Source organism: Paraliobacillus sediminis, assembly GCF_003426055.1.
Window position 1 is genome coordinate 905,016 of sequence record NZ_QJSI01000003.1, and the last position, 22,318, is coordinate 927,333.

Consider the following 22,318-nt stretch of genomic DNA (forward strand, 5'->3'; position numbering starts at 1 on the left):
AGTTCCCCTCCTTTCAAACTAACTCACTATATCAATGACTAGCATTTTTAAGTTTTTTTTGAATCTCCATAATCTCCATACCAATATGTGCTGCTTTAACAAAGTCTTGTTGTATTTCCGCTTTCTTTTGTTCTTCTTTCAAACCTCGTATGGTTACCTTATCCTCTTGTTCTGCACGAATAATTCTGATATAATCATTAATTTCTTTATCACTAATATCTGAATTCGTTGGTTCCATTGCAATTTCCACAATATGATTTTTAGTCGACTGATCTATAATTTTTTCGATAAAATGACTAATATCAGGTGCGTAACCTTCTTCATAGTAAGCATATAAATGTGTCACAATAATTTTATGTGAGTCCACAGTAAAAGAAGCACCTAATTCTTCTTTTACTTTTTCAGCAATTGAAGAATCGTATAGCATATAAGCAATCAATTGTTTTTCTGCATTATGAAAAGCAGGAAGTAATTTATTTTTCCGCTTATATATTTCTGTGCTTTTAGTATGGCTAGTTGCCTTACGGTTATCCTTTATCCCTAACTTTTTCCTGCGCTGCTGGATTTCATCTAATATTGTATCAAGTGATAAACTAAACTGTTTAGCAATCTCCTTCGCATAATGTTCTTGTTCCATCGGACGATTAATTGTTGCTATTTCATCTATCACTTTTTCAATATATTGAATGCGATCTCCTTCTAAGTTAAGGTTGAAATCTTTCTTCATATACTCCATTAAAAATGTCATATATGTGTTACTTCCATCAAGTACCTCCTGTTGAAAACGTTCAGCACCATACATTTTTATAAATGAATCTGGGTCCAAACCATTCGGAATACTTGCGATCTTTACATTGCATCCTATATGTCGCAATAATTTAGCAGCTTTATACGATGCTTCTATACCAGCACGGTCACCATCATAACAAATAGTAACGAGTTCAACATACCTTTTTAACAGCCTTGCTTGTTGCTCTGTTATCGACGTACCTAAGGTAGCTACTCCATTTAATATCCCGGCTTGATGCGCTGCAATTACATCCATATATCCTTCAAATAAAACTGCTTGTCCTTGTTTACGAATAGCACTTCTTGCCAAATCAAAGTTGTAAAGCAGTTTACCTTTTTGAAAAAGTGAAGACTCTGGACTATTTAAATATTTAGGTTCTTGTTCAGTAATGGTTCTTCCACCGAACCCTATGCTTTTACCTAAATGATTACGAATTGGAAATGTAACTCTTCCTCTAAAACGATCACTGACTTGGTTTTCATCATTAGCTGTTAATACACCAGCTTTAACCATCTGCTGTGGATGAAACCCTTTCTTTTCTAAAAATTGAACAATAACCTCACGTGATTGTGGGGAATAACCAAGTTGAAAGGTGTCGATTACTTCATCAGTAAACCCGCGTTCTTGTAAATAACGATAACCTTGTTTACCTTCTTTTGTATGTCGTAATAAATGATGGTATAATTTAGCGAGCCATTCATATGCTTTCAAACTAGCTTGGTCTTCTTGGTTATTTCCTTGATCTGATTGTTGCTCACTATTTTCAGGTAACGCATGACCACTTTTTCCTGCTAGTTGTTGAAGTGCTTGATAGAATGAAAATCCTTCTATTTCCATAACGAAAGTTAAAACATTTCCTCCTTTGCCACATCCAAAACAATGAAAAATCTGCTTATCTTGTGTGACTGAAAAAGAAGGTGTGCTTTCCCCATGAAATGGACATAAACCAAAAAAGTTTTTTCCTTGTTTTTTTAGCGATACATACTCACCAATTACATCCACAATATCATTGGCTTTTTTTATTTCATCGATTGTTTCCTCAGGAATTTGACCTGACATATACATCACCATCATCTATTAATTCTATAAAAAACGTAAAAATCCTGCAACATTCGACATGTTTTTAATAAAAATCACTAAATTTATTACTTTTTATTATAATACCTCTAATTCAAGGGGAATAAACTTATGATGCATACTTAATCATAATCTCTTTTCCGTAGCATTGGACTGCCTTATACTATTTAAGAAAGAGACTATTTGTTTATGTTCTACAAAAATAATTAAATTCCTTCTTTATTTGCATCAATAAGTAATAAAATAGAGGATTTCACACCCATATTTTTTTCGCAAACATTTATTATAATACACATACAATAAAAATACTATTTATTTGATTATATTATTGCATAAAACATATAATTATAATCATCATTTACGTTATTTCCCTTTATGTATATTAATTCGTTGCATACTTTCACAAGGATTCAATCTCAAACAACTTATAAGTTAGTTTGAGATTGAATAATGACATTTGCTGTCTCTTCTACGGCTTTATTCGATACTTCAATAACGGGACAACCAATTCGATCGATAATTGCCTGGAAATACTCGAGTTCATAAGTAATCCTTTCATGGGTTGCATAGCTAGCTTGTTCCCCTAATCCAAGTGACTTTAATCGCTCTCTCCTTATATCATTTAACTTCTGAGGACTAATTTTCAAACCAATACATTTGCTTGATTGTATTGCAAATAATTCTTTTGGAGGCTCTACTTCTGGCACAATCGGAACATTCGCTACTTTATAGCTTTTATGAGCTAAATATTGTGACAATGGTGTTTTTGAAGTTCTAGATACACCAATTAGTACGATATCTGCTTGTTCAATTCCTCTAGGATCTCTTCCATCATCGTATTTTACAGCAAATTCAATCGCTTCAATTCTTTTAAAATAAGCCTCATCTAATTTATGAACTAAACCAGGCTCTAGTCTCGGTTTCTCCTCAAAAAAACGTTCCATAGCTTCAAGCATGGGCCCTATAATATCAATTGATTCTAAGTTCAATTCAATTGATGTTTGTTTAATAAATTGTCTTAAGATTGGATTAATTAGAGTAAATCCAATCATTGCTCGATCTCTAGCCGCTTTATTTAGAACAAATTCAAGTTTCGTTATATTATCAATATATGGAATTCTTACAATTTCATACTTCTCGCCATCAACAAATTGCGATAATGCTGCTTTTATAACTTGCTCTGCAGTCTCACCAACCGAATCAGATACTAAATATATAAGTTGCTTATTTAACATTTTCCCCTCCAAATAATTACGATGTGAATTGCTGTTTCCATTCAATTTGGTTTAAATCGGCAAATTGAAGTATTAATACTGCAATTTTATTTAACAAGGAGATACGATTCTGTTTTAACTTTATATCTTCAGTCATTACCATTGTATGATCAAAAAAGTCATGAATCGGTTCAGTTAAAGCTAATAAGGTTTCCATCGCGTCAGTAGCTTCAAATGATTCCATCTGGTTTTGATAATTACTTTTAACTTTTTCATACACGTTGTACAAGTGCTTTTCTTGCTCATTTTCAAATAAATCTGAATTCACGCCGGTATCCTTACCTTTTTTCGCTAAATTTATAACACGCACAAACGCTTCTTGATCTGATTTAAATTCAGCTTCCTGCCTTTTTACTGTTAATAATTTTGCCTTTTTAATCGTAAACATCATGTTTCCTATTTTGTTTATAAGAATAGCTTCTACAATATCTTGTTCAATTCCTGCCTCTTTTAAAATATAAGCTGCTCTGCCACGGAAAAACTCTGCTATGTTTTTATCAGCGTCTTCTTTTGAAACCGTTCTGATCTCTAAAGTATCGTACAGTTTTTCAGTAACTGTAATAAAATCATCTATTGAAATGGACCATTTTTGATCTTGTGCAATTTGCAAGATACCCATCGCTTGACGTCTTAGTCCATAAGGGTCTTGGGAACCGCTTGGAACGATACCAACCGAAATACAACCTACTATAGTGTCTAATTTATCAGCAATACTAACAATCGCACCTTCAGTTGAAGATGGCAAGTGATCATTTGCAAATCTTGGCATATAATGTTCATTAATTGCTTTAGCAACCCGCTTATTCTCACCAAATATAGTAGCGTATTTTTCTCCCATAATTCCTTGTAATTTCGTAAATTCATTGACCATATTTGTTACGAGATCAAATTTACTTATTTTAGCAGCCCGCAAAGTGTTTTCTTTAGTTATTTGATCAACTTCTAATATATCGGTAATTTTTTCAGCTAACTTAACAACTCGTCCCACTTTATCTGCAATAGTACCTAAGTTTTCTTGAAAGACCATTCGCTCAAGTTTTTTAAGGTTTTTTTCAATTGACTGTTTTTGATCTTCTTGATAAAAGAACATTGCGTCAGAAAGTCTAGCGTTTAATACTTTTTCATTTCCTTTTGTCACAACATCAATATATTGATCATTTCCGTTTCGAACTGCAATAAAATGTGGTAACAATTCGCCCTCATGGTCTAATACCGGAAAATAACGTTGATGTTCTTTCATTGAAGTAATTAATGCTTCTTTGGGAATTGTTAAGAAATCTTCACTGAATGATCCAAAAAATGCAGTTGGATATTCAACTAAATGACTTACCTCTTCTAGTAATTCTTTATCCAATGGAATTGTCCATTTTTGTTCTTTTTCTAAATCAGCTATCTGGTCGACAATTATCTGTTTACGCTCTACAGTATTAGCAATTACATATTGATCGCGTAATTGCGTTTCATATGTCATCGTGTCCTTAATTTCAAACTTAGATCCTAAGAAACGGTGTCCGAATGAGTAATTTGATGAAGAAACACCAGCAATTTCAAACGGTATAATCGTTTGATCATTTAAACCTACTAACCAACGAATCGGTCTAATAAATCGCAATGAACCCGTAGACCAACGCATGTTTTTAGGAAAAGTTAAATTCAAAATGACATTTTTAAAATCTGGCAGCAACGCATTTGCACTTTTTCCCGCAGTAAATTTTGTAACATAAGCATATTCTGTTCCGTTCACATCTTTAAAATAAATTTCGTCCAAATCTTTTCCTTGACCTTTTGAGAACCCGACCGCCGCTTTTGACCAGTTACCTTCTTGATCGAGAGCAATTTTTTTTGCTGGACCTTTTGCCTCTTCTTCTATATCAGCTTGTTTCGTTGCAAGTTGTTCTATAACAACTGCTAATCTTCTTGGTGTTACATATGTTGTGATTTTTTGATAAGGTAATCGAATAGCAGCTAACCATTTAGCGGTACTATCTTGTAATTGTTTTTCTGTTGCATCTAAAAAACGCGCTGGCATTTCTTCAAGACCAACCTCAAATAATATGTTAGTTGTTTTCATTTTGTTTTCCCTCCTTTTTTAACATTGGAAAACCTAATTTTTCTCTTTCTTCTACATAAAGTTTAGCAATAGCACGAGCTAAATTCCGAACACGTCCGATGTAACCTGTTCTTTCCGTTACAGAAATTACGCCTTTAGCATCTAGTAAATTAAATGTGTGTGAGCATTTCAATACATAATCATAGGCTGGAAAAACCAATCCCTTTTCCATTGTTTGCTTTGCCTCTTGTTCATATGTTGTAAATAGTTCAAACAACATATCTGTATTTGATTCTTCAAAGGTATATTTTGAATGTTCCAATTCTGGTTGATAAAAAATATCTCCAACTGTCACACCATCAGTCCATTCTAAGTCAAACACATTCTCTTTATCTTGAATATATGATGCAAGGCGTTCCAAACCATATGTAATTTCTACAGCCACTGGTTTTGCTTCCATTCCACCAATTTGCTGAAAATAAGTAAATTGCGTAATCTCCATACCATCTAACCAAACTTCCCAACCTAGACCCGCAGCTCCAAGTGTCGGATTTTCCCAATTGTCTTCCACAAAACGAATATCATGTTTAAGTGGATCTATCCCTAACTTTTCAAGTGATTCTAAGTACAGTTCTTGAATATTATCAGGTGACGGTTTCATAATTACTTGAAACTGGTGATGTTGATAAAGTCTATTTGGATTTTGTCCGTAACGTCCATCTGCAGGACGTCTTGAAGGCTCTACGTACGCTACATTCCAAGGTTCAGGACCTAGGCTTCTTAGTAAGGTCATAGGTGACATTGTACCCGCACCTTTCTCCACATCGTATGCTTGCATTAGAATACAATTTTGATCTGACCAGTGTTTTTGTAACGTTAAAATCATTTCTTGCACATTCATTATTTTACCCTCCATCTCATTAATTTCTCAAATACAGAATACGTTGAAAATACACGCAAAATCCCGTCCCTATGTCTCAAAAATATTGAGACATAGGGACGGGATTTCCGCGGTTCCACCCTATTTGCTATTTAAATTCAAATAGCCACTTTTTTATTACAATGCTCCAGAGTGCCTTCCTTTCAATTACCTATATCCAGCTTACACCGGCCTGGACTCGCTTTTACAGATATAATAAAAGTACTACTCTCTATCTTAGCATAACTTGTCTAATTGATAATGAAATCATAATGTAATTTCAGCTTTTTGTCAACTATACTAGGTTTATTCTGTATCCGCAAAAAGATCTAATTGCTTCAAGAATTTTTTTGATTTAATAAAATAACCACCGTACTGATCATAATAGGTTTCCATTAATGCGTACATTAATTTTTTGTTTTCAGTTTTAACTGAAATATTTCCAATTCGTTCTATATCAACAACCGAAAACATTTGTAGTAATTTCACAATTGTACTAGATATTGTTATTGCCTCTATATCAACCATTATACATCTTTGACAAATGAGGCCACCTTCTTGTACAGAAAATGCGGGATAGGTATCATTTTTTTGACCACAATGTGCACATTGTTGTAGTATCGGAGCAAAACCAGCCTTTTTGTATAGTTTTAATTCATACATCATTGCTATGATCTCTGGATCTTTATCTTCCGTTATAGCTTGTAGGCTAAGAACAAACTGTTTATAGATAAATGGATCGGCAATCTTTTCATCAATTAACTTATTCGTTAATTCAGCGATATAACTTGCATAAGCTGTTTTAATAATATCTTCTCTGATCTTCCTATATGAAAGAATAACTTCTCCCTGTTGGAGTGTTCCTAACCCTGAACCACCCTGCATTAGAAATGTCCCAAGAATAAATGGCTGCGTTATCGCAGCCATTCTACTTTTGGTTTTTTTAGCACCACGGGCGATTGCGGTTACTCTGCCTTTTTCTTTTGTAAATATGGTAACAAGCTTATGTGTTTCACCATAGTCTTGTGTCCGTAAAATAACACCTTCTATTTTTTCAAACACTATATTCACCAATCCCCTAAGGCAAATTAATTACGAATTACATTAAAGTTAATCACTTTACAAAATATAAATCTAAATTAGATTATCATATTCTTGTATTGCTTCATTATCAGGTTCTGTTCCACTTTGATGATAGACAGTTTCCAATTCCTTCATTAATAAATAGGTTTCAATGTTTCCTGTCTGACTAAATACTTTCCAAGATATGTCGACCACAAGAAACCCCGCCTTTCTAATGTAATAAAATATGTGCCTACTAATAGAATGCCCAGTCTAATTAAAGCATGTGTTAAAATATTTACCATGTATTAATAGTCATCTTGACTAAATCCGTATTCCTTTAGGCTTTGCGGGCGATTTCGCCAATCCTTTTGAACTTTTACCCATAATTCTAGATAAACTTTTGTTCCTAATAACGTTTCAATATCTATTCTCGCCTTTTTACCAATTTGTTTTAACATCGAGCCTTGTTTACCGATAATAATACCTTTTTGTGTACTTCTTTCCGTGATGATTACAGCTTGTATACGTAGTTTTTCATCATCTTTTTCTATAATATCCTCAATTACTACTGCGATTGAGTGCGGAATCTCTTCACGTGTTAGTTGCAATGCTTTTTCCCGAATTAACTCACTAATAATAAATCTCTCCGGATGATCTGTTACTTGATCTTCTGGATAATATTGTGGTCCTTCAGGTAAGTAACTTTTAAGCACTCCCAGCATATGGTCCACATTATTACCTTCTAATGCGGATATAGGTACGATCTCCGCAAAGTCATACTTGTCCTTATATTTATCGATTATTGAAAACAATTCATCCGGATGTACTTTATCAATTTTATTAATAATTAAAAAAACTGGACTTTCCACATTTTCTAAACGATCGAGAATATACTTCTCTCCTGCTCCAAAACCTTCCTCCGCATTAATCATAAATAAGACAATATCAACTTCATTTAGCGTATTTTGTGCAATCTTAACCATAAAGTCACCAAGCCGATGCTTAGGCTTATGAATACCTGGTGTATCTATAAATACAAATTGCGCATCTTTCTCTGTTAAAACACCTTGAATCGTATTTCTAGTTGTTTGTGCTTTGTCACTCATAATTGCGATCTTTTGTCCAATAACGCGATTCATAAATGTTGATTTACCAACATTCGGCCGACCTACTATTGTTATAAAACCAGATTTATATGCTTTTTCCATGTTGTTCCTCCATTAGTCCGTAAAAATATTACTACAATTATTTTACTATATATTTGAATTTATTTCACATTTTCGACAAAAGCTCTAATTTAATAAAAAATCAACAGCTATTCCAACAACAAATCGCATAAGGCGCGAAAAATGTCATTTATGGTCACAATCGTTTAAAAAGTAGTACACGAATCGTTACCATAGAGATAATATTTTCGGTATGAAAATAAGTGATCCAACAATAATTGATACTAGAGCTGCAATCAATACCGCACCAGCAGTGAGATCCTTTATTTTCCCTACAGTTGGATGAATTTCTGGTGCTAAATAATCCAATAAATCTTCGACAGCAGTATTAAGCAACTCACAAATTAACACGCTACCGATTGTTAAAGATAATAGCATCCATTCTACACCTGATAGTCGAAAAGCCACTCCAAGGACTATTACTATTAAAAGAATTACGAAATGTATCTTCATATTATTTTCTGATCGCACCGCATATTTTATTCCGTTTATTGCATGCTTTAGCCCCATTTTACTACGCTTATTTCCTTGATAATCCGAAGCCATTTAAAAGCTCCTCTTGTCTTGCAAACATTTTTTTCTCATCCACTTCTTTCATATGATCATAGCCTAATAAATGCAGAAAACCGTGCAAAGTTAAAAATCCTAATTCTCTTTCTAAGCCATGATTATATTCTTCAGCTTGCTCTTTTGCCTTATCAATAGAAATAACAATATCACCTAATATAAGTGGAATATCTTCTCCAATAATTTCTAACTCTCCTTCTCCCATTTCTTCTAAGGCAAAAGAGATAACGTCAGTAGGACGATCAATCTGTCGATAATTACGATTTATAATTTGAATTTCTCGATTATCAACAAAATTAATAGAAAGCTCTGATTCCTGCGTTACTCCCTCTTCTTTTGCTGCATATGTTAATAATTGTTGGATTAGATCTACATACTCTTCCGTTACAGAATTTGTTTCATCATGAAAATCGATATGCATGTTTTATGCCTCCTTCGTTTTTTTACCAGTAGGATATTGAATTCTTGAATGATATATCCCATTTAATGATTCATTTACAGTGGTTTTTATAACATCTAACTCTTTAAAAGTAAGTGAACTCTCATCTAATTGACCATCTAATAATCGCTCTTGAATAATGGATGTGATCATTTCATCAATTTTTTCCATAGATGGCTCTTGAATTGAGCGAACTGCCGCTTCAATTGAGTCACAAATCGAAATGACGGCAGCCTCTTTTGTCCGTGGTCGTGGTCCTGGATAACGATAATCCGATTCTTGTATCGATTTTCCAGATTCTTTCCCTTTATAAAAGAAATATTTTAATAATGTTGTACCGTGATGTTGTTCGGCAATATCAATAATTTCCTTTGGTAATTTATGTTTCCGCAACATTTCTGCACCATCATATGGATGAGCTATAATAATCTCCGCGCTTTCTATTGGATCCAAGTAATCATGTGGATTTTGAATACCCATTTGATTCTCAATAAAATAATGGGGGTGCTTTGTCTTACCTAAATCATGATAATACGACGCAACTCTTGCTAAAAGACCATTCGCTCCAATATTCTCACATGCTGCTTCACTTAAATTAGCAACCATAACACTATGATGATACGTACCAGGAGCATCCATTAATATCTTTCGAAGTAATGGATGATTTGGACTAGCTAATGTTAATAACTTAGTATCTGATAAGATACCTAGTTCTGATTCAAAAAATGGTAAAATACCAATTGTTAATATACAAGCAATAAACGCTGCTGACAAGCCATACCCACTAAATACAACATAATCCAAAAGAACATATTTTTCGTAAGACAGAAATAGAAATAAAAGAACAGTTAATATATTTACAATTGCAGCCCCAATACTAGCTTTTAAAATTGCTGATCGATCTTTTATTTTCACTAAAAATATAATACTTGCTAATTGAGAAAACAAAAAGTACATCCCGACTTCCACATTTAATGAACCTGGGATTTGTCCATTAAATATAACACTTCCAATAACTGAAAAAACAAGCGCAAAAGTAATTGCCGACTTTTCACGGAATAACAATTTTAAAAGAAGTACACCAGTTATAATAGGAACCAAAAAAAACAATTGATTTACATTTGTAGCAAAATAACTGACTGACTTCATTACACCAACTACACCAACACTAATAAGCGAAATACCAATTAGCTTTCTATGGTCTAATGTTTGGTGTTTTGCAAAGTCATTCATATCATAGAAAATTAAACCTAATAATAATAGTATTATAATCAATAAACCTATCACAGGAAAGACATTGCGATCACTATTTAATAAACCAACTAATTTCAGTTTTTCATATAATTCATTCGTTATCGTTTGACCTTCCTGTACAATTACTTCTCCAGCTCTTATCATAACAGGTTCCACATTATTTATTGCTTGATTTTCTGCTTCCATTGTCTCATTCACAGAGAAGAATGAGTTCTCAACTATAGCAAATTCTCCGATATCAATTAATGCTGTTTGTAGATCATTACTTAAACTTGAATACCTTAGTTTCTGATTTAGATTACCAATCGTCTCCTCAATTCCCTCCGTTCTTATCCCTTCATTGAAAGCATCATATAAGCTAGTTATTAATAATTCCTTCGCAACTGAACGATCACTATCACTAGCTTCAACCAAATTAACTAATGTATTTTGAGTAATAGCGTCTAGTATTTCAGGCGTCAATAACTGTTTTAAATCTTGAACTGTTTCGGCATTTGATTGTTGGATTTCTTCATCAGATTCAGAAGACTTTACCGATACGGTCCCTACTGCATCAAATAATTCCTTGACATAATCAATTCTTTCTTCTGTAATTTCTGCAGAAATACTATACCTATCCTCTATAGATTGAACGGCTTCCCTTCTTCTGTGTTCAGTTTCCTTTGCATCTTCTATGGTTATTGGCGCTCTAATTGTTTCGTTTGCATTACTAAAACGCTCTATGTCATAGGTTTCTGTATAAACATTAGAAATCATAAACACAAAAAAAAGGGATCCAATAATTACTAAAGTTAATATAATCTGTACTGTCTTATTTTGAATTCGAAAAATGCGACATAGTTTCTCCCAAAGAGCTCTCATTTATCTTTCCCCTTTTCAACTGTACAAAACGGTAATGTTTTCTCTTATTTTTATCATACACTGATTACACCTTCATGTATATATTTGCCTGCAATTGACATTTGTAATATATATACAGAAAAAGACCCACTAATGGGTCTACATTTCTACAACTATTAACCTTTAAGACTCTTCAAATGCATCAATGATTTTCTGAACTAATGGATGACGCACAACATCAGCCTGTTGCAAGTAAATAAATGAAATACCTTTTACTCCACTCAATCTCGATTCAACTGCCTTTAATCCAGATTGTGAGCCACGAGGCAAATCTACTTGTGTAATATCCCCAGTGACAACCATTTTTGAACCAAATCCTAGTCTAGTCAGAAACATTTTCATTTGAGCATGGGTTGTGTTTTGTGCCTCATCTAATATCACAAATGCATCATCTAATGTTCTTCCTCGCATATAGGCTAAAGGAGCAATTTCAATGGTACCTCGTTCAATCAGGCGAACTGTGTGTTCAGTTCCTAATACATCATGTAACGAATCATATAATGGCCTTAAATAAGGGTCAACTTTTTCTTTTAAATCACCTGGTAAAAATCCTAAACTTTCACCGGCTTCAACAGCAGGACGAGATAGAATAATGCGTTTAACTAATCCGCTTTTTAATGCTTGAACAGCCATTACCACTGCTAAGTAGGTTTTCCCAGTACCGGCAGGACCAATTCCGAAAACTAAATCGTGAGCCTTTAATGCATTCACATAATTACGTTGCCCTAAAGTTTTAACCCGAATCGACTTTCCTTTGGCATTCTTCGTAATCTCATCTTCAAATAATGTTTCAAATTGATCAATCTTACCTTTTTTAGCTAACTCAACTGCATACACAACATCACGTTCAGAAATTTCTAATCCTTTTCTGATTACTTTTAATAATGCATCAAGTATCTCTTGAATTAACGAAATTTCCTCCTGATCACCTGAAACGCGAACTTTTTCACCTCTAGTAATAATTGAGACTTGTAATTGGTTTTCAATTTGAATTAAATGCTTATCTTCCGCACCAAATAAACTAAGCGCTTCGTTTGGATCTTTAATTTCTAAATCAATCAAGTGTAACGTTTCTGACATAAGTTAATCTCCTTGAGAAAGGTCTTGTATTTTTGCTATATTTTCTTTAACAGTAAAGTATAGCTCTAATTTTACTTTACCATTCTCGGAAGCTTCATGCAAAATTTTTTCAGTTGTTATTTCTGCAGCTTGTCCTACTGTTTCTTGTAAATCAATTTTGGCCTGTCTAATTCCTAATTCCCTTGCTTGCTTTACTGATCTCTTTTCCACAACTTCTTCAACTTGATATACTTCTTTTTTGTATAAATAAATTGGTAATTCCCATTGAAAAAAGTAAATAGAATTTTGTTGTTCTTCAACTTGTGAGTTTTGGTACTCTTTTTGGAAAAAACCCCATATTGGAAGCTTCTTGTTATTTCCACCAAGATAATATTTATTATTTACTTCACCTGTTATGGATTGGTAAGTAACATCCATTGGTACCGTGATAGTCGATTCATACCATGTATTTGCATATACTTCTGCTTCTGCTGCAATACGATATTTCCCTTCCTTATCACTTTCTTCACCTTCTTTCTCTTCATCTACAGCATCTAAAGTTGTTAAGTCTCCTGCTACTAGTATGTCGCCTTTTTCAACAAAATCATTTATTTTAACAAGAGGTTTCCCTTTTGATACATACATATCAACAATTACCCCGTTTTTGTTCGCAACAATATTACTAGGACTTTTTACTTCTTGTTCAGACACAGTTGTTTTTTCAACACCCTCTAACGTGTAGGTTGTCCCCTTTTCTTTGACACCAACCCACAATAGTTCTGGATTGTTGTCTAAAACCAAACGTTGCAACTTGCTTGGTGAATCCACTGAAAATTTCAACACACCAGGATAAACACCGTTCGATCTAAGTGAAGTTCTAATTTGTTTTTCTATCTCAGGCCTGACACCTTCAATTTCAATTTTCCATACCATATTAGATAGGAAAAATACAAAAAGAATACTTAAAATTAAACCAAATAGAAGTGCTTTTCTATTTTTAAGTTTCTTCCAAGTGAATGGAAGACCGGTTTTTTTTATGAACTGCACCTTATATCGTGTTTTTTTCCTTATATGCTTTATTTTTAAAATATCTTTTAGGAATACGTTAGCAACACATGTTTGATCGTCAATTCTATGTATATCCCAAACATAAACTTCATTCCTTGCACACAAATCTAAGAAAAGTTCTGGTCTACTGCCAATTACATAAATGGTTAAATATCCACGAATCCAAGTACCTTGTTCCTGTTTCATTTTTTCTCCTCCCAATTAAAACTTCCAACTTCACTTCATATTTTCATCTTTATATTCTACAAACATAATTGCATCTATAGTGCCTTCTATTAAGATTTCTTCTGGTAGTAGTGTTTTAATCACAAGCTTACTCCCCGTTATTTTTAAAGCCCCTTTTTTCAACTTTAGTTGTAATTCCCGATCCGTAAAAACGATTAAACCACGATGGTTCTCTACATAAGCATGAAATTGACCAATTGTAGTAATTCTAGGTAATTCCAATACAACATCAGAAGGGAGTTGCAGATGATTACTCAACCAATTCCCAACACGTTTCTGCCACTCATTCATTAAAACACCCTCCTCCTCTATAAACATATGAAGTTGGAAATCATATCAGAACAAAGAAAAGCCTCACCTTTAAAGGTGAGGCTTTTCTTCTTTATAGTGCGATTTACTTTTGATTACGCACATATGATTTATTTTGATACGGCTTTTTAGATCTTGGTGCACCTAGAACTTCTGCCATAACAATACTTTCTGCTAAACCTTGTCTAGAAATACTTCTTGTTAATGAGATTCTTGTCGATCTTTTTTTCTTTGGTGTGCTTTTCTTATCTAATCTCACTACTTCTTGTAAAGAATTACCACTAGCATCTCCATTTTTGTTATATAAATTAGGATCAACATCTAAGTTAGACTTTAACTTTTCCAACTGCTCCTGTTTACTATTAGAATAATCCTCCATAGCAGTTGTTTGTTTATTAGAAGTTTGTCGTTCTTCGTTACGTGCAATAGGTTTCGCTGTTTCCGCTCTTCTAACAGGTTTATTTTCTTCTTTATCTTTACCAAATAAACTTATTAGACCTCCACCAATTGCAAATAACATCATAAGAAAGGGTAAAATGCCATCCATGAGACCTCTCCTTTCAAAATAGATACTTATAGTTCTTCTGAATCTGAATCATCCTTCGATAATTTACCAATAGAATCGCGCATATCTGTATCTGCGTCTATATTTTTGTAATTCATGTAATCCATTACACCCATGTTTCCAGAACGTAATGCTTCAGCTAATGCAAGTGGAACATCTGCTTCCGCTTCCACAACTTTTGCACGCATCTCTTGGACACGAGCTAACATTTCTTGTTCCTCTGCAACAGCCATCGCACGACGTTCTTCTGCTTTAGCCTGTGCAATGTGTTTATCAGCCTCTGCTTGGTCTGTTTGCAACATCGCACCAATGTTTTTACCAATATCAATATCTGCTATATCAATAGAGAGTATTTCAAATGCTGTACCTGCATCTAGACCTTTTGATAAAACATTTTGAGAGATTGAATCAGGATTTTCTAGTACTTTACTATGGCTTGCTGAACTACCAATCGTACTTACAATACCTTCACCTACGCGCGCAATAATTGTTTCTTCACCAGCACCACCAACAAGGCGATCAATATTTGCTCGAACAGTTATTCTTGCTTTTGCTTTCACTTCAATACCATCCATCGAAATACCTGCAATAAATGGTGTTTCTATTACTTTTGGATTAACACTCATCTGAACTGCTTCTAGTACGTCACGACCTGCTAAATCAATCGCTGCGGCACGTTCAAATTCAAGTGGTATATTTGCTCGTTGTGCAGCAATTAATGCATTAACTACACGGTCGACATTACCACCAGCTAAGTAATGACTTTCTAACTGATTTGTATCTACATTAATACCAGCCTTATGCGCTTTAATCAATGGATTAATGACACGCGCTGGAACCACGCGACGTAAACGCATACCAATTAGTGTGAATATACCTACTTTAACACCAGCAGCTAACGCACTTACCCATAACATTACCGGAATAAATGTAAAAAGAATCACTACTGCAATTATAATAATTCCGATAATGATTAATGGGACAAATTGACCCAATGAATCCAAAGTTGTACTTCCTAAAATAAACATATAATCTTCCTCCTATTATTTGTTGTATTAAACCTGTCTAACAACAATTCTTGAACCCTCTGATGTAACTACCTTTACTTTTTGTTGACTTTCGATATAGCCACCTTCTGATACAACATCTAGTCGTTCGTTCCCGATCAGTGCTGTACCAGCAGGACGAAGAGGTGTCACTGTTGTACCTTCCATACCAATTAACTCTAGTTTAGTAACAGTGGACACATACCCCTTTTCAGTAGTAGTCGCATCATTCAATATTATCTTTCGTAAGAATCCTTTTTCTAAACCTATCGTTTTAATCAATACAGTTGCAGTAATAATTGCAACTACCAATGCAATCACTATACTCATACTCATATGAGCTACGTTATCCGTCGACATGTATAAAGAGCCCACAACTGCACCAACCCCGAGAAATCCAATTACTCCACCTGGAACGAATATTTCCGCAAAAATTAATACCATACCTAATATTAATAATATGATCGCTTCATATCCAGCAAATCCAGCCACTACGTGTCCATAGAAAAATAAAATTAGAGACGTAACACCTATCGAACCTGGTATACCAAATCCTGGAGAAAATAACTCAACAATTAGTCCAATACTTGCAAGCGAGAGTAATATAGGTACAACTGCTGAATTTGTTAGAAATCGGGCCACTCCTTCAGAAAAAGTTACTTCCATTTCAACTATTGTCGCATTCGATAAACCTAATTGACTTAAAAGTTCCGTACGGTGGTTAACAACCGCTTCTGCATAGCCAACTTCTACTGAGTCAGAGGGGCTTAAAGTTAAGTAAGTACCTGCTGGCGCATTATATTCTGGCAACTCGATTTCTTTGTCTGCCATAGCTTGTGCATAGAGTGGATCTCTTCCTTTTGATTCTGCAGCACTAGTCATAGACTCAAACCATGCTGACTGCGCTTTTTCGGCAGCTTCAGACCCATCAGAATTAATCACGCCACTAGCTCCCATAGTTGCTTGAGGCTTCATATAAATGTTATCCGTGTTGAGTGCAATATAAGAACCTGCTGATAATGCCTGAACTGTTATAAATGAAGTTGTTTCAATCTCTAAATCTTGTAATATTTCACCTATATTAGTTGCAGCATCTACACGCCCACCTGGTGTGTTGAGTTCAAAAATAATATGATCCGCTTCAGCTTCAATTGCTTCAGTTGTCGTCCGTAGTAAGAACGCTTCCAAACCACGCTCTACTTCAGCTTCAATTGGAATAACATAAACCAGTTTGCCATCTCCATCTTCTTCTGCACTTACAACTTGTGTATGTAAGGCTCCTACAATAAAAAACAGTAAACTAATTAGAATACTATATCTAACAGTTTTAACTACACTCACTTAAATCCCCCCTTTCTTCACACTTATGTATACGAATTAGGCGACACTTAAGTTTCAAAAAGTTGTTAATCAATGATTTGTATTTCTATTAGAATTAACGATTTGAACTTATGTCCTTGACAGCCTTTACATAGTATAACATTTAAAATAAAAATAATCCCCTATCACGACTAAACGGATAGGGGATTATTTGCTTTATAAAATCTTCACAAAATCACAAAATGTGTAATTATGTTAAGTGTTTTTGCACTAATTTCTGTACTTCTGTGCCATCTGCTTTACCTTTTACTTTCGGCATAAGCGCACCCATCACTTTACCCATTTCTTTTTTTGAAGAAGCATTCACTTCTTTTATGGTTTGCAAAACGATTTCTTCAAGCTCTTCATTCGATAGCTGTTCAGGCATATATACTTGTAAAACATCTAATTCAACTTCCAACTTTTCTACAAGGTCCATTCTTCCAGCTTCTTTAAATTCATGGAGGGAATCATTTCTTTGCTTTAACTCTCTAGATAAGATGGTTAATTCCTCTTCATCTGTTAACATGTCTTTCCCAAGTTTAATTGCTTCATTCTGTAAAGATGCTTTCACCATGCGAATAACGCTTAGTGTAACTTTATCTCTACTTTTCATTGCTATTTTCATATCTTGGTTGAGACGTTCTGTTAATAACATTCGTTTCTACACCCTCTTTTAAAGGCAAATCAAAAGAAAAATCCTTTTTCATTCCCTACTTGCAATCAAAGATTACTTACGCTTTCTAGCCGCCTCAGATTTTTTCTTGCGACGAACACTAGGCTTCTCATAAAATTCACGCTTACGATATTCTGACATTGTACCAGATTTTGATACACTGCGTTTAAAGCGACGAAGAGCATCTTCAAGAGACTCGTTTTTACGAACGCGAGTTGTATTTGACATGCTAATTTCCCTCCCTCCGAAGCATTCAACAGTTTAATGCGACATATGTTCTCACATATGCCTTACACGTATTATAATATAAGGATTTTTCTAGGTCAACTTTTGTTTTTTAAAATAATAAATTAATTGTAAGAAGCATGTTAAAATCATCTTGTCCATATAGTAGATTAGAGGTGACTGCATTATGGGATTATTATCTTTGTTATCTGTCTTTCTACTCTTGTTTTACATGGGGATGCGCCTGTTACAAACTGGTTTAACTTTCTTTATGAGCTCAAAAATAGAGGCTTGGCTTACGAAAGGTACCCAAAATATTTTTGGAAGTATTTTAATAGGTATGATAGCGACATTTTTTTTGCAAAGCAGTTCTGTAGTATTAGTCATAACGATCAGTTTTGTAACGATTGGGGCAATTAGTTTTCGACAAACAATCGGTATCATTCTTGGTGCGAACATTGGAACAACAATAACTGGAGAAATTCTTGTCTTTGGAGACGCTTTTCCATTTTTAATTTGGTTAGTTATTGGCGTATTCATGCTTTTATTCCCACAAAAAAACATCTTCTATTCAGGTTGCATCCTTGTGGGCCTATCAACAATTTTCGTTTCTTTAGATGGCTTTGAATCTTTAGCAACATTAGTCGCTACTAACCATCTATTACTAGCAGGACTTAGTTTAACAGATACAACTCCTAGTATTGGTATCGTAATTGGGACTGTTATCAGTGGTATTATTCAATCTTCAAGTGCTACATTTGGATTAACACTGAGTATGATGGAACAACAACTCTTGTCACTATCTAGCGCAATTGCAATCATATTAGGTTCGAATATCGGGACATGCATTACGTCACTAATTGCTACTATCGGAGCAAAAAGAGAAGCAAAACTTGTAGCATTAACACATACAGCATTTAACTTAATAACTGTTGTAATTGCGATACCTTTATTACCATTAATCAACTTAATCGCACTTCAATTAGCAAATGAAAGTAGTATGCAATTAGCTCATATATCTGTCTTGTTCAATCTATTTTCAGTTCTTATTGTCCTTCCTTTTATTCCTTTATTCGAAAAGTACGTTGCTAGATAGTTTAAATTTTTCTTAATAAATCAACAATAAACAGCCTGACAAATTGCCAGGCTGTTTATCTTGCAGAAAATATGTAGACATTTCAGTAAAATTTCGAATGTAATTATTATCATAATTCTTCAAAATGATACGATATGCTCGCTAAAGCGTATAGTGCTGCAGTCTCTGTTCGTAGTATTCGGGGACCAAGTCGAATCGATTGGAAATCAGCATTATGAAGCTCATTTATTTCCTTTTGGGAAAATCCACCTTCAGGACCAATACATAACAAGACCTGATCTGATGGTGCCATCTGGTTTAAAAAATGACTAAGTTTATTTGTAGGTAAATCCCTAGCTGTTTCTTCATAAGCAACAAGTTTATGTTCAAAACTAGCGCTCATCAAAATGACATCTTGTAATGATGCTACCTTTTCCATCTTAGGTAATAAGGTACGATGAGATTGTTCACTAGCTTCCTTTATAATCTTTTTAAAACGTTCATTTTTTTTATTTGCCTTCTTATTGTCCCATTTTACGATTGAACGTTCTGCTTGTAAGGGAATGAACGCTGCTGCGCCAAGCTCAGTTCCCTTCTGTAAGATTAATTCAAGCTTATCACCCTTAGGTAGGCCCTGTGCAATTGTAACACGTACAGGTAACTCAACCGTTTGGTTCTGCCATTCTACAATCTCAGTAACTATTCTTTCTTCTGATATTGTTTTAATTACACATATAGCAGCTTTTCCTTCAGAATGGTTACAAATTATCTTATCACCAATCTCCATACGCATCACACGTGTAATATGATGGATAGCGTCATCTGTTATGGTTACATGTGCATCTGACCATCCAGAGGCTGTTACAAAATAACGTTGCATATGATGTTCCTGCTCTCTTCCTATTTCTTAGCTATGATTGAAATCCAATCTTCCATTTGATTCATCTCAATGATTTCAAATCCAGCTTCTAGTAAGGCTTGTTTCACATCTTGTTTTTTTGTTTGAATAATTCCAGAAGTTATAAAAATTCCTCCTGGCTTTAAAACTTCATAAGCCTTTTTTTCAAAACGCATAATAATTTCCGCTAAAATATTAGAGACAATAATATCCGGTTGATGTGAAACATTATCCAATAAATTATTTTGCTTCGCTTCAATAGCATGTTCTACCTTATTAATTTTAGCATTAATGATAGCAACTTTTACCGCGACATCATCTAGATCATAAGCGTATACGTGTTTTGCTCCAAGTAATATCGCTGCAATACTTAGTACACCGGAACCGGTACCGACATCTAACACTAGATTGTCTTTCTTCACATGTCTTTCTAATGCTTGAATACTTAATACTGTTGTAGGATGTGTACCAGTTCCAAATGCCATACCTGGATCTAATTCTATAATAATTTCATCAGTAGAAACGGCTTTATAATCTTCCCAAGTAGGGGTTATCGTTATCTTTTCAGAAATTTTGACAGGCTTGTAATACTTCTTCCAAGCAGTTGCCCAATCTTCTTCATTTACTTGACTCATGGTTATATGATTTGAACCTAAATCAATATTGTATATCAATAGATTATTGATTGCCTCTTTAATTTCAGCAACAGTTTCACCTAAGAAGCTATTAAAAGGAAGGTAAGCTTTTAACATAACACCTTCCTTTGGAAAGTCATCTGGATTAAGTTCATACATTTCGCCTAAATCCGTATTTCTCTCCTTCATCAGGTCCTCAGAATCCTCAATAACTACGCCACTAGCACCTGCTTCATGAAAAATATTTGAAATCGGTTCGATTGCTTCATTTGTTGTATGGATACACAATTCAGACCACTTCAAAAAATCAACTCTTTTCTTGTGATTTTTTAACAAACACGCAACATTCTTAAAGCATAATACGTATTATTCGCCCTTAAATGCTCTTTTTACACGTTGGAAAAATGAATCATCGTGTTCATCTGCCGGTTGATCTCCACTTGCTTCATTTAATTCACGCAATAATTCTTTTTGTTGCTCCGTTAAGTTTGTAGGTGTAATTACGCGCATCTGAACATGTTGATCTCCATGACCATACCCTCGGACATTTGGTGCTCCTTTACCTTTAAGACGGAATGTTTTTCCAGTTTGTGTTCCAGCTGGAACCTTTAGTTTAACTTTTCCATGTACAGTAGGGATTTCAATTTCATCACCTAGTGCTGCTTGAGCAAAAGTTATTGGCATCTCACAAAAGATATGATCTCCATCTCTTTTATAGAATTCATGATTTCTAACTTGTACAACAACGTATAGATCACCTGCAGGTCCACCATTTACTCCTGGCTCACCTTGACCAGAAATACGTATTTGTTGCCCCTCATCAATACCACCTGGAATGCTGATGTGAATTTTTTTACGATTTTTTACTTTTCCATCTCCACTACATGTTTTACATTTTTCAGGAATTATTTTTCCGGTTCCATTACATTGATTACAAACACGTTTATTAACTACACGACCAAATGGTGTGTTTTGTTCAACATTCAATTGACCTGAACCATTACAGTGTGAACAAGTTTTCACCTTAGTTCCTGGCTTCGCACCTGATCCGTCACACGTGTCACAATCTTCCTCTCTTGGAATTTCAACATCTGTTTCTTTACCGAAAATTGCTTCTTCAAATTCCAAAATCATTGTGTATTGCAAGTCAGAACCTTGTCTTGGTGCGTTCGGATCACGTCTGCGTCCGCCACCACCAAAAAACATATCAAAGATATCACCAAATCCACCGAAGTCTTCGGCACCGCCACCAAATCCTTGACTTTGAGGTCCTGTATGACCAAATTGATCATATTGTCCGCGTTTTTGTTCATTACTTAACACTTCATAAGCTTCTTTAGCTTCTTTAAACTTATCCGCAGCACCCTCTTCTTTATTTACATCTGGATGATAGCTACGTGCTAATTTTCTATAGGCTTTCTTAATCTCTTCTTTTGAAGCACCTTTTGAGATACCTAATACGTCATAATAATCTCTTTTACTCACTGACTGATCACTCTCCCGACTCTTCTTTGCATAGATTTTATCATAACATTGATGCTCTTATGAGAGCAAATAGTATTCCCTTATAAATCACAGCTTTTATTACCTGTTTTCGTACCAATATAGCTGTATTTT

22 protein-coding genes and 1 other annotated feature are annotated in these 22,318 nt (G+C 34.4%); of the genes, 1 reads left to right on the plus strand and 21 read right to left on the minus strand.

Annotation, left to right across the window (positions count from 1 at the left end):
* Positions 1-31 precede the first annotated feature (31 nt).
* From dnaG to rpsU, 18 genes are all read right to left on the minus strand, one after another.
* Positions 32-1,849, minus strand: a complete 1,818-nt coding sequence (gene dnaG / locus D2K60_RS17375) for a DNA primase (protein WP_117169198.1) — start codon at positions 1,847-1,849, stop codon at positions 32-34.
* A gap of 443 nt (positions 1,850-2,292) precedes the next feature.
* Positions 2,293-3,102: a pyruvate, water dikinase regulatory protein gene (locus D2K60_RS17380; RefSeq protein WP_117169197.1), complete on the minus strand. Its 810-nt coding sequence runs from the start codon at positions 3,100-3,102 to the stop codon at positions 2,293-2,295.
* A 16-nt stretch (positions 3,103-3,118) separates the two neighbouring features.
* Positions 3,119-5,212 carry a glycine--tRNA ligase subunit beta gene (gene glyS, locus D2K60_RS17385; RefSeq protein WP_117169196.1) on the minus strand — a complete coding sequence of 698 codons (2,094 nt, stop codon included), beginning with the start codon at positions 5,210-5,212 and terminating at the stop codon, positions 3,119-3,121.
* A complete protein-coding gene (gene glyQ / locus D2K60_RS17390; protein ID WP_117169195.1) occupies positions 5,199-6,092 on the minus strand; it encodes a glycine--tRNA ligase subunit alpha in 894 nt (297 codons plus the stop codon). Before glyQ ends, glyS begins: the two co-directional genes overlap by 14 nt.
* A 91-nt stretch (positions 6,093-6,183) precedes the next feature.
* Positions 6,184-6,358, minus strand: a binding site (T-box leader).
* A gap of 58 nt (positions 6,359-6,416) precedes the next feature.
* The gene (gene recO / locus D2K60_RS17395; protein WP_117169194.1) at positions 6,417-7,172 is read right to left on the minus strand and encodes a DNA repair protein RecO; all 756 of its coding nucleotides are present in this window, start codon (positions 7,170-7,172) and stop codon (positions 6,417-6,419) included.
* 72 nt (positions 7,173-7,244) lie between these two features.
* Positions 7,245-7,388: a YqzL family protein gene (locus D2K60_RS17400; protein ID WP_117169193.1), complete on the minus strand. Its 144-nt coding sequence runs from the start codon at positions 7,386-7,388 to the stop codon at positions 7,245-7,247.
* A gap of 92 nt (positions 7,389-7,480) precedes the next feature.
* The gene (gene era / locus D2K60_RS17405; RefSeq protein ID WP_117169192.1) at positions 7,481-8,383 is read right to left on the minus strand and encodes a GTPase Era; all 903 of its coding nucleotides are present in this window, start codon (positions 8,381-8,383) and stop codon (positions 7,481-7,483) included.
* A gap of 186 nt (positions 8,384-8,569) precedes the next feature.
* Complete coding sequence (locus D2K60_RS17410) at positions 8,570-8,947, minus strand: diacylglycerol kinase family protein (protein WP_117169191.1); 378 nt, start codon at positions 8,945-8,947, stop codon at positions 8,570-8,572.
* Complete coding sequence (gene ybeY / locus D2K60_RS17415) at positions 8,922-9,389, minus strand: rRNA maturation RNase YbeY (RefSeq protein WP_117169190.1); 468 nt, start codon at positions 9,387-9,389, stop codon at positions 8,922-8,924. The genes D2K60_RS17410 and ybeY overlap by 26 nt, the downstream gene beginning before the upstream one ends.
* Positions 9,390-9,392: 3 nt before the next feature.
* Positions 9,393-11,522: an HD family phosphohydrolase gene (locus D2K60_RS17420; protein WP_117169189.1), complete on the minus strand. Its 2,130-nt coding sequence runs from the start codon at positions 11,520-11,522 to the stop codon at positions 9,393-9,395.
* 162 nt (positions 11,523-11,684) lie between these two features.
* Positions 11,685-12,641: a PhoH family protein gene (locus D2K60_RS17425; protein WP_117169188.1), complete on the minus strand. Its 957-nt coding sequence runs from the start codon at positions 12,639-12,641 to the stop codon at positions 11,685-11,687.
* 3 nt (positions 12,642-12,644) lie between these two features.
* The gene (gene yqfD / locus D2K60_RS17430; RefSeq protein WP_117169187.1) at positions 12,645-13,874 is read right to left on the minus strand and encodes a sporulation protein YqfD; all 1,230 of its coding nucleotides are present in this window, start codon (positions 13,872-13,874) and stop codon (positions 12,645-12,647) included.
* Positions 13,875-13,904: 30 nt separating this feature from the next.
* Positions 13,905-14,204 carry a sporulation protein YqfC gene (gene yqfC, locus D2K60_RS17435; protein ID WP_117169186.1) on the minus strand — a complete coding sequence of 100 codons (300 nt, stop codon included), beginning with the start codon at positions 14,202-14,204 and terminating at the stop codon, positions 13,905-13,907.
* Between the two features lie 103 nt (positions 14,205-14,307).
* On the minus strand, positions 14,308-14,769 hold the full coding sequence (locus D2K60_RS17440; protein ID WP_117169185.1) for a hypothetical protein: 462 nt from the start codon (positions 14,767-14,769) through the stop codon (positions 14,308-14,310).
* Between the two features lie 26 nt (positions 14,770-14,795).
* A complete protein-coding gene (gene floA, locus D2K60_RS17445) occupies positions 14,796-15,815 on the minus strand; it encodes a flotillin-like protein FloA (protein ID WP_117169184.1) in 1,020 nt (339 codons plus the stop codon).
* A gap of 27 nt (positions 15,816-15,842) precedes the next feature.
* Entirely contained in the window at positions 15,843-17,174 is a 1,332-nt protein-coding gene (locus D2K60_RS17450; RefSeq protein WP_117169183.1) for an NfeD family protein, read from the minus strand.
* Between the two features lie 229 nt (positions 17,175-17,403).
* Positions 17,404-17,850, minus strand: coding sequence for a GatB/YqeY domain-containing protein (locus D2K60_RS17455; RefSeq protein ID WP_117169182.1), 447 nt, complete (start codon positions 17,848-17,850; stop codon positions 17,404-17,406).
* A 72-nt stretch (positions 17,851-17,922) separates the two neighbouring features.
* Positions 17,923-18,096 carry a 30S ribosomal protein S21 gene (gene rpsU, locus D2K60_RS17460; RefSeq protein ID WP_062319095.1) on the minus strand — a complete coding sequence of 58 codons (174 nt, stop codon included), beginning with the start codon at positions 18,094-18,096 and terminating at the stop codon, positions 17,923-17,925.
* Positions 18,097-18,280: 184 nt separating this feature from the next.
* Here rpsU and D2K60_RS17465 point away from each other — a divergent pair, with 184 nt between their 5' ends.
* Complete coding sequence (locus D2K60_RS17465; RefSeq protein ID WP_117169181.1) at positions 18,281-19,189, plus strand: Na/Pi symporter; 909 nt, start codon at positions 18,281-18,283, stop codon at positions 19,187-19,189.
* 109 nt (positions 19,190-19,298) lie between these two features.
* On the opposite strand, the gene D2K60_RS17470 is transcribed toward D2K60_RS17465, so the two are convergent.
* The 3 genes from D2K60_RS17470 to dnaJ form a co-directional block, all read right to left on the minus strand.
* Entirely contained in the window at positions 19,299-20,048 is a 750-nt protein-coding gene (locus D2K60_RS17470; RefSeq protein WP_117169180.1) for a 16S rRNA (uracil(1498)-N(3))-methyltransferase, read from the minus strand.
* A gap of 20 nt (positions 20,049-20,068) precedes the next feature.
* Entirely contained in the window at positions 20,069-21,004 is a 936-nt protein-coding gene (gene prmA, locus D2K60_RS17475) for a 50S ribosomal protein L11 methyltransferase (RefSeq protein WP_117169179.1), read from the minus strand.
* A 63-nt stretch (positions 21,005-21,067) separates the two neighbouring features.
* On the minus strand, positions 21,068-22,186 hold the full coding sequence (gene dnaJ / locus D2K60_RS17480) for a molecular chaperone DnaJ (RefSeq protein ID WP_117169178.1): 1,119 nt from the start codon (positions 22,184-22,186) through the stop codon (positions 21,068-21,070).
* Positions 22,187-22,318 lie beyond the last annotated feature (132 nt).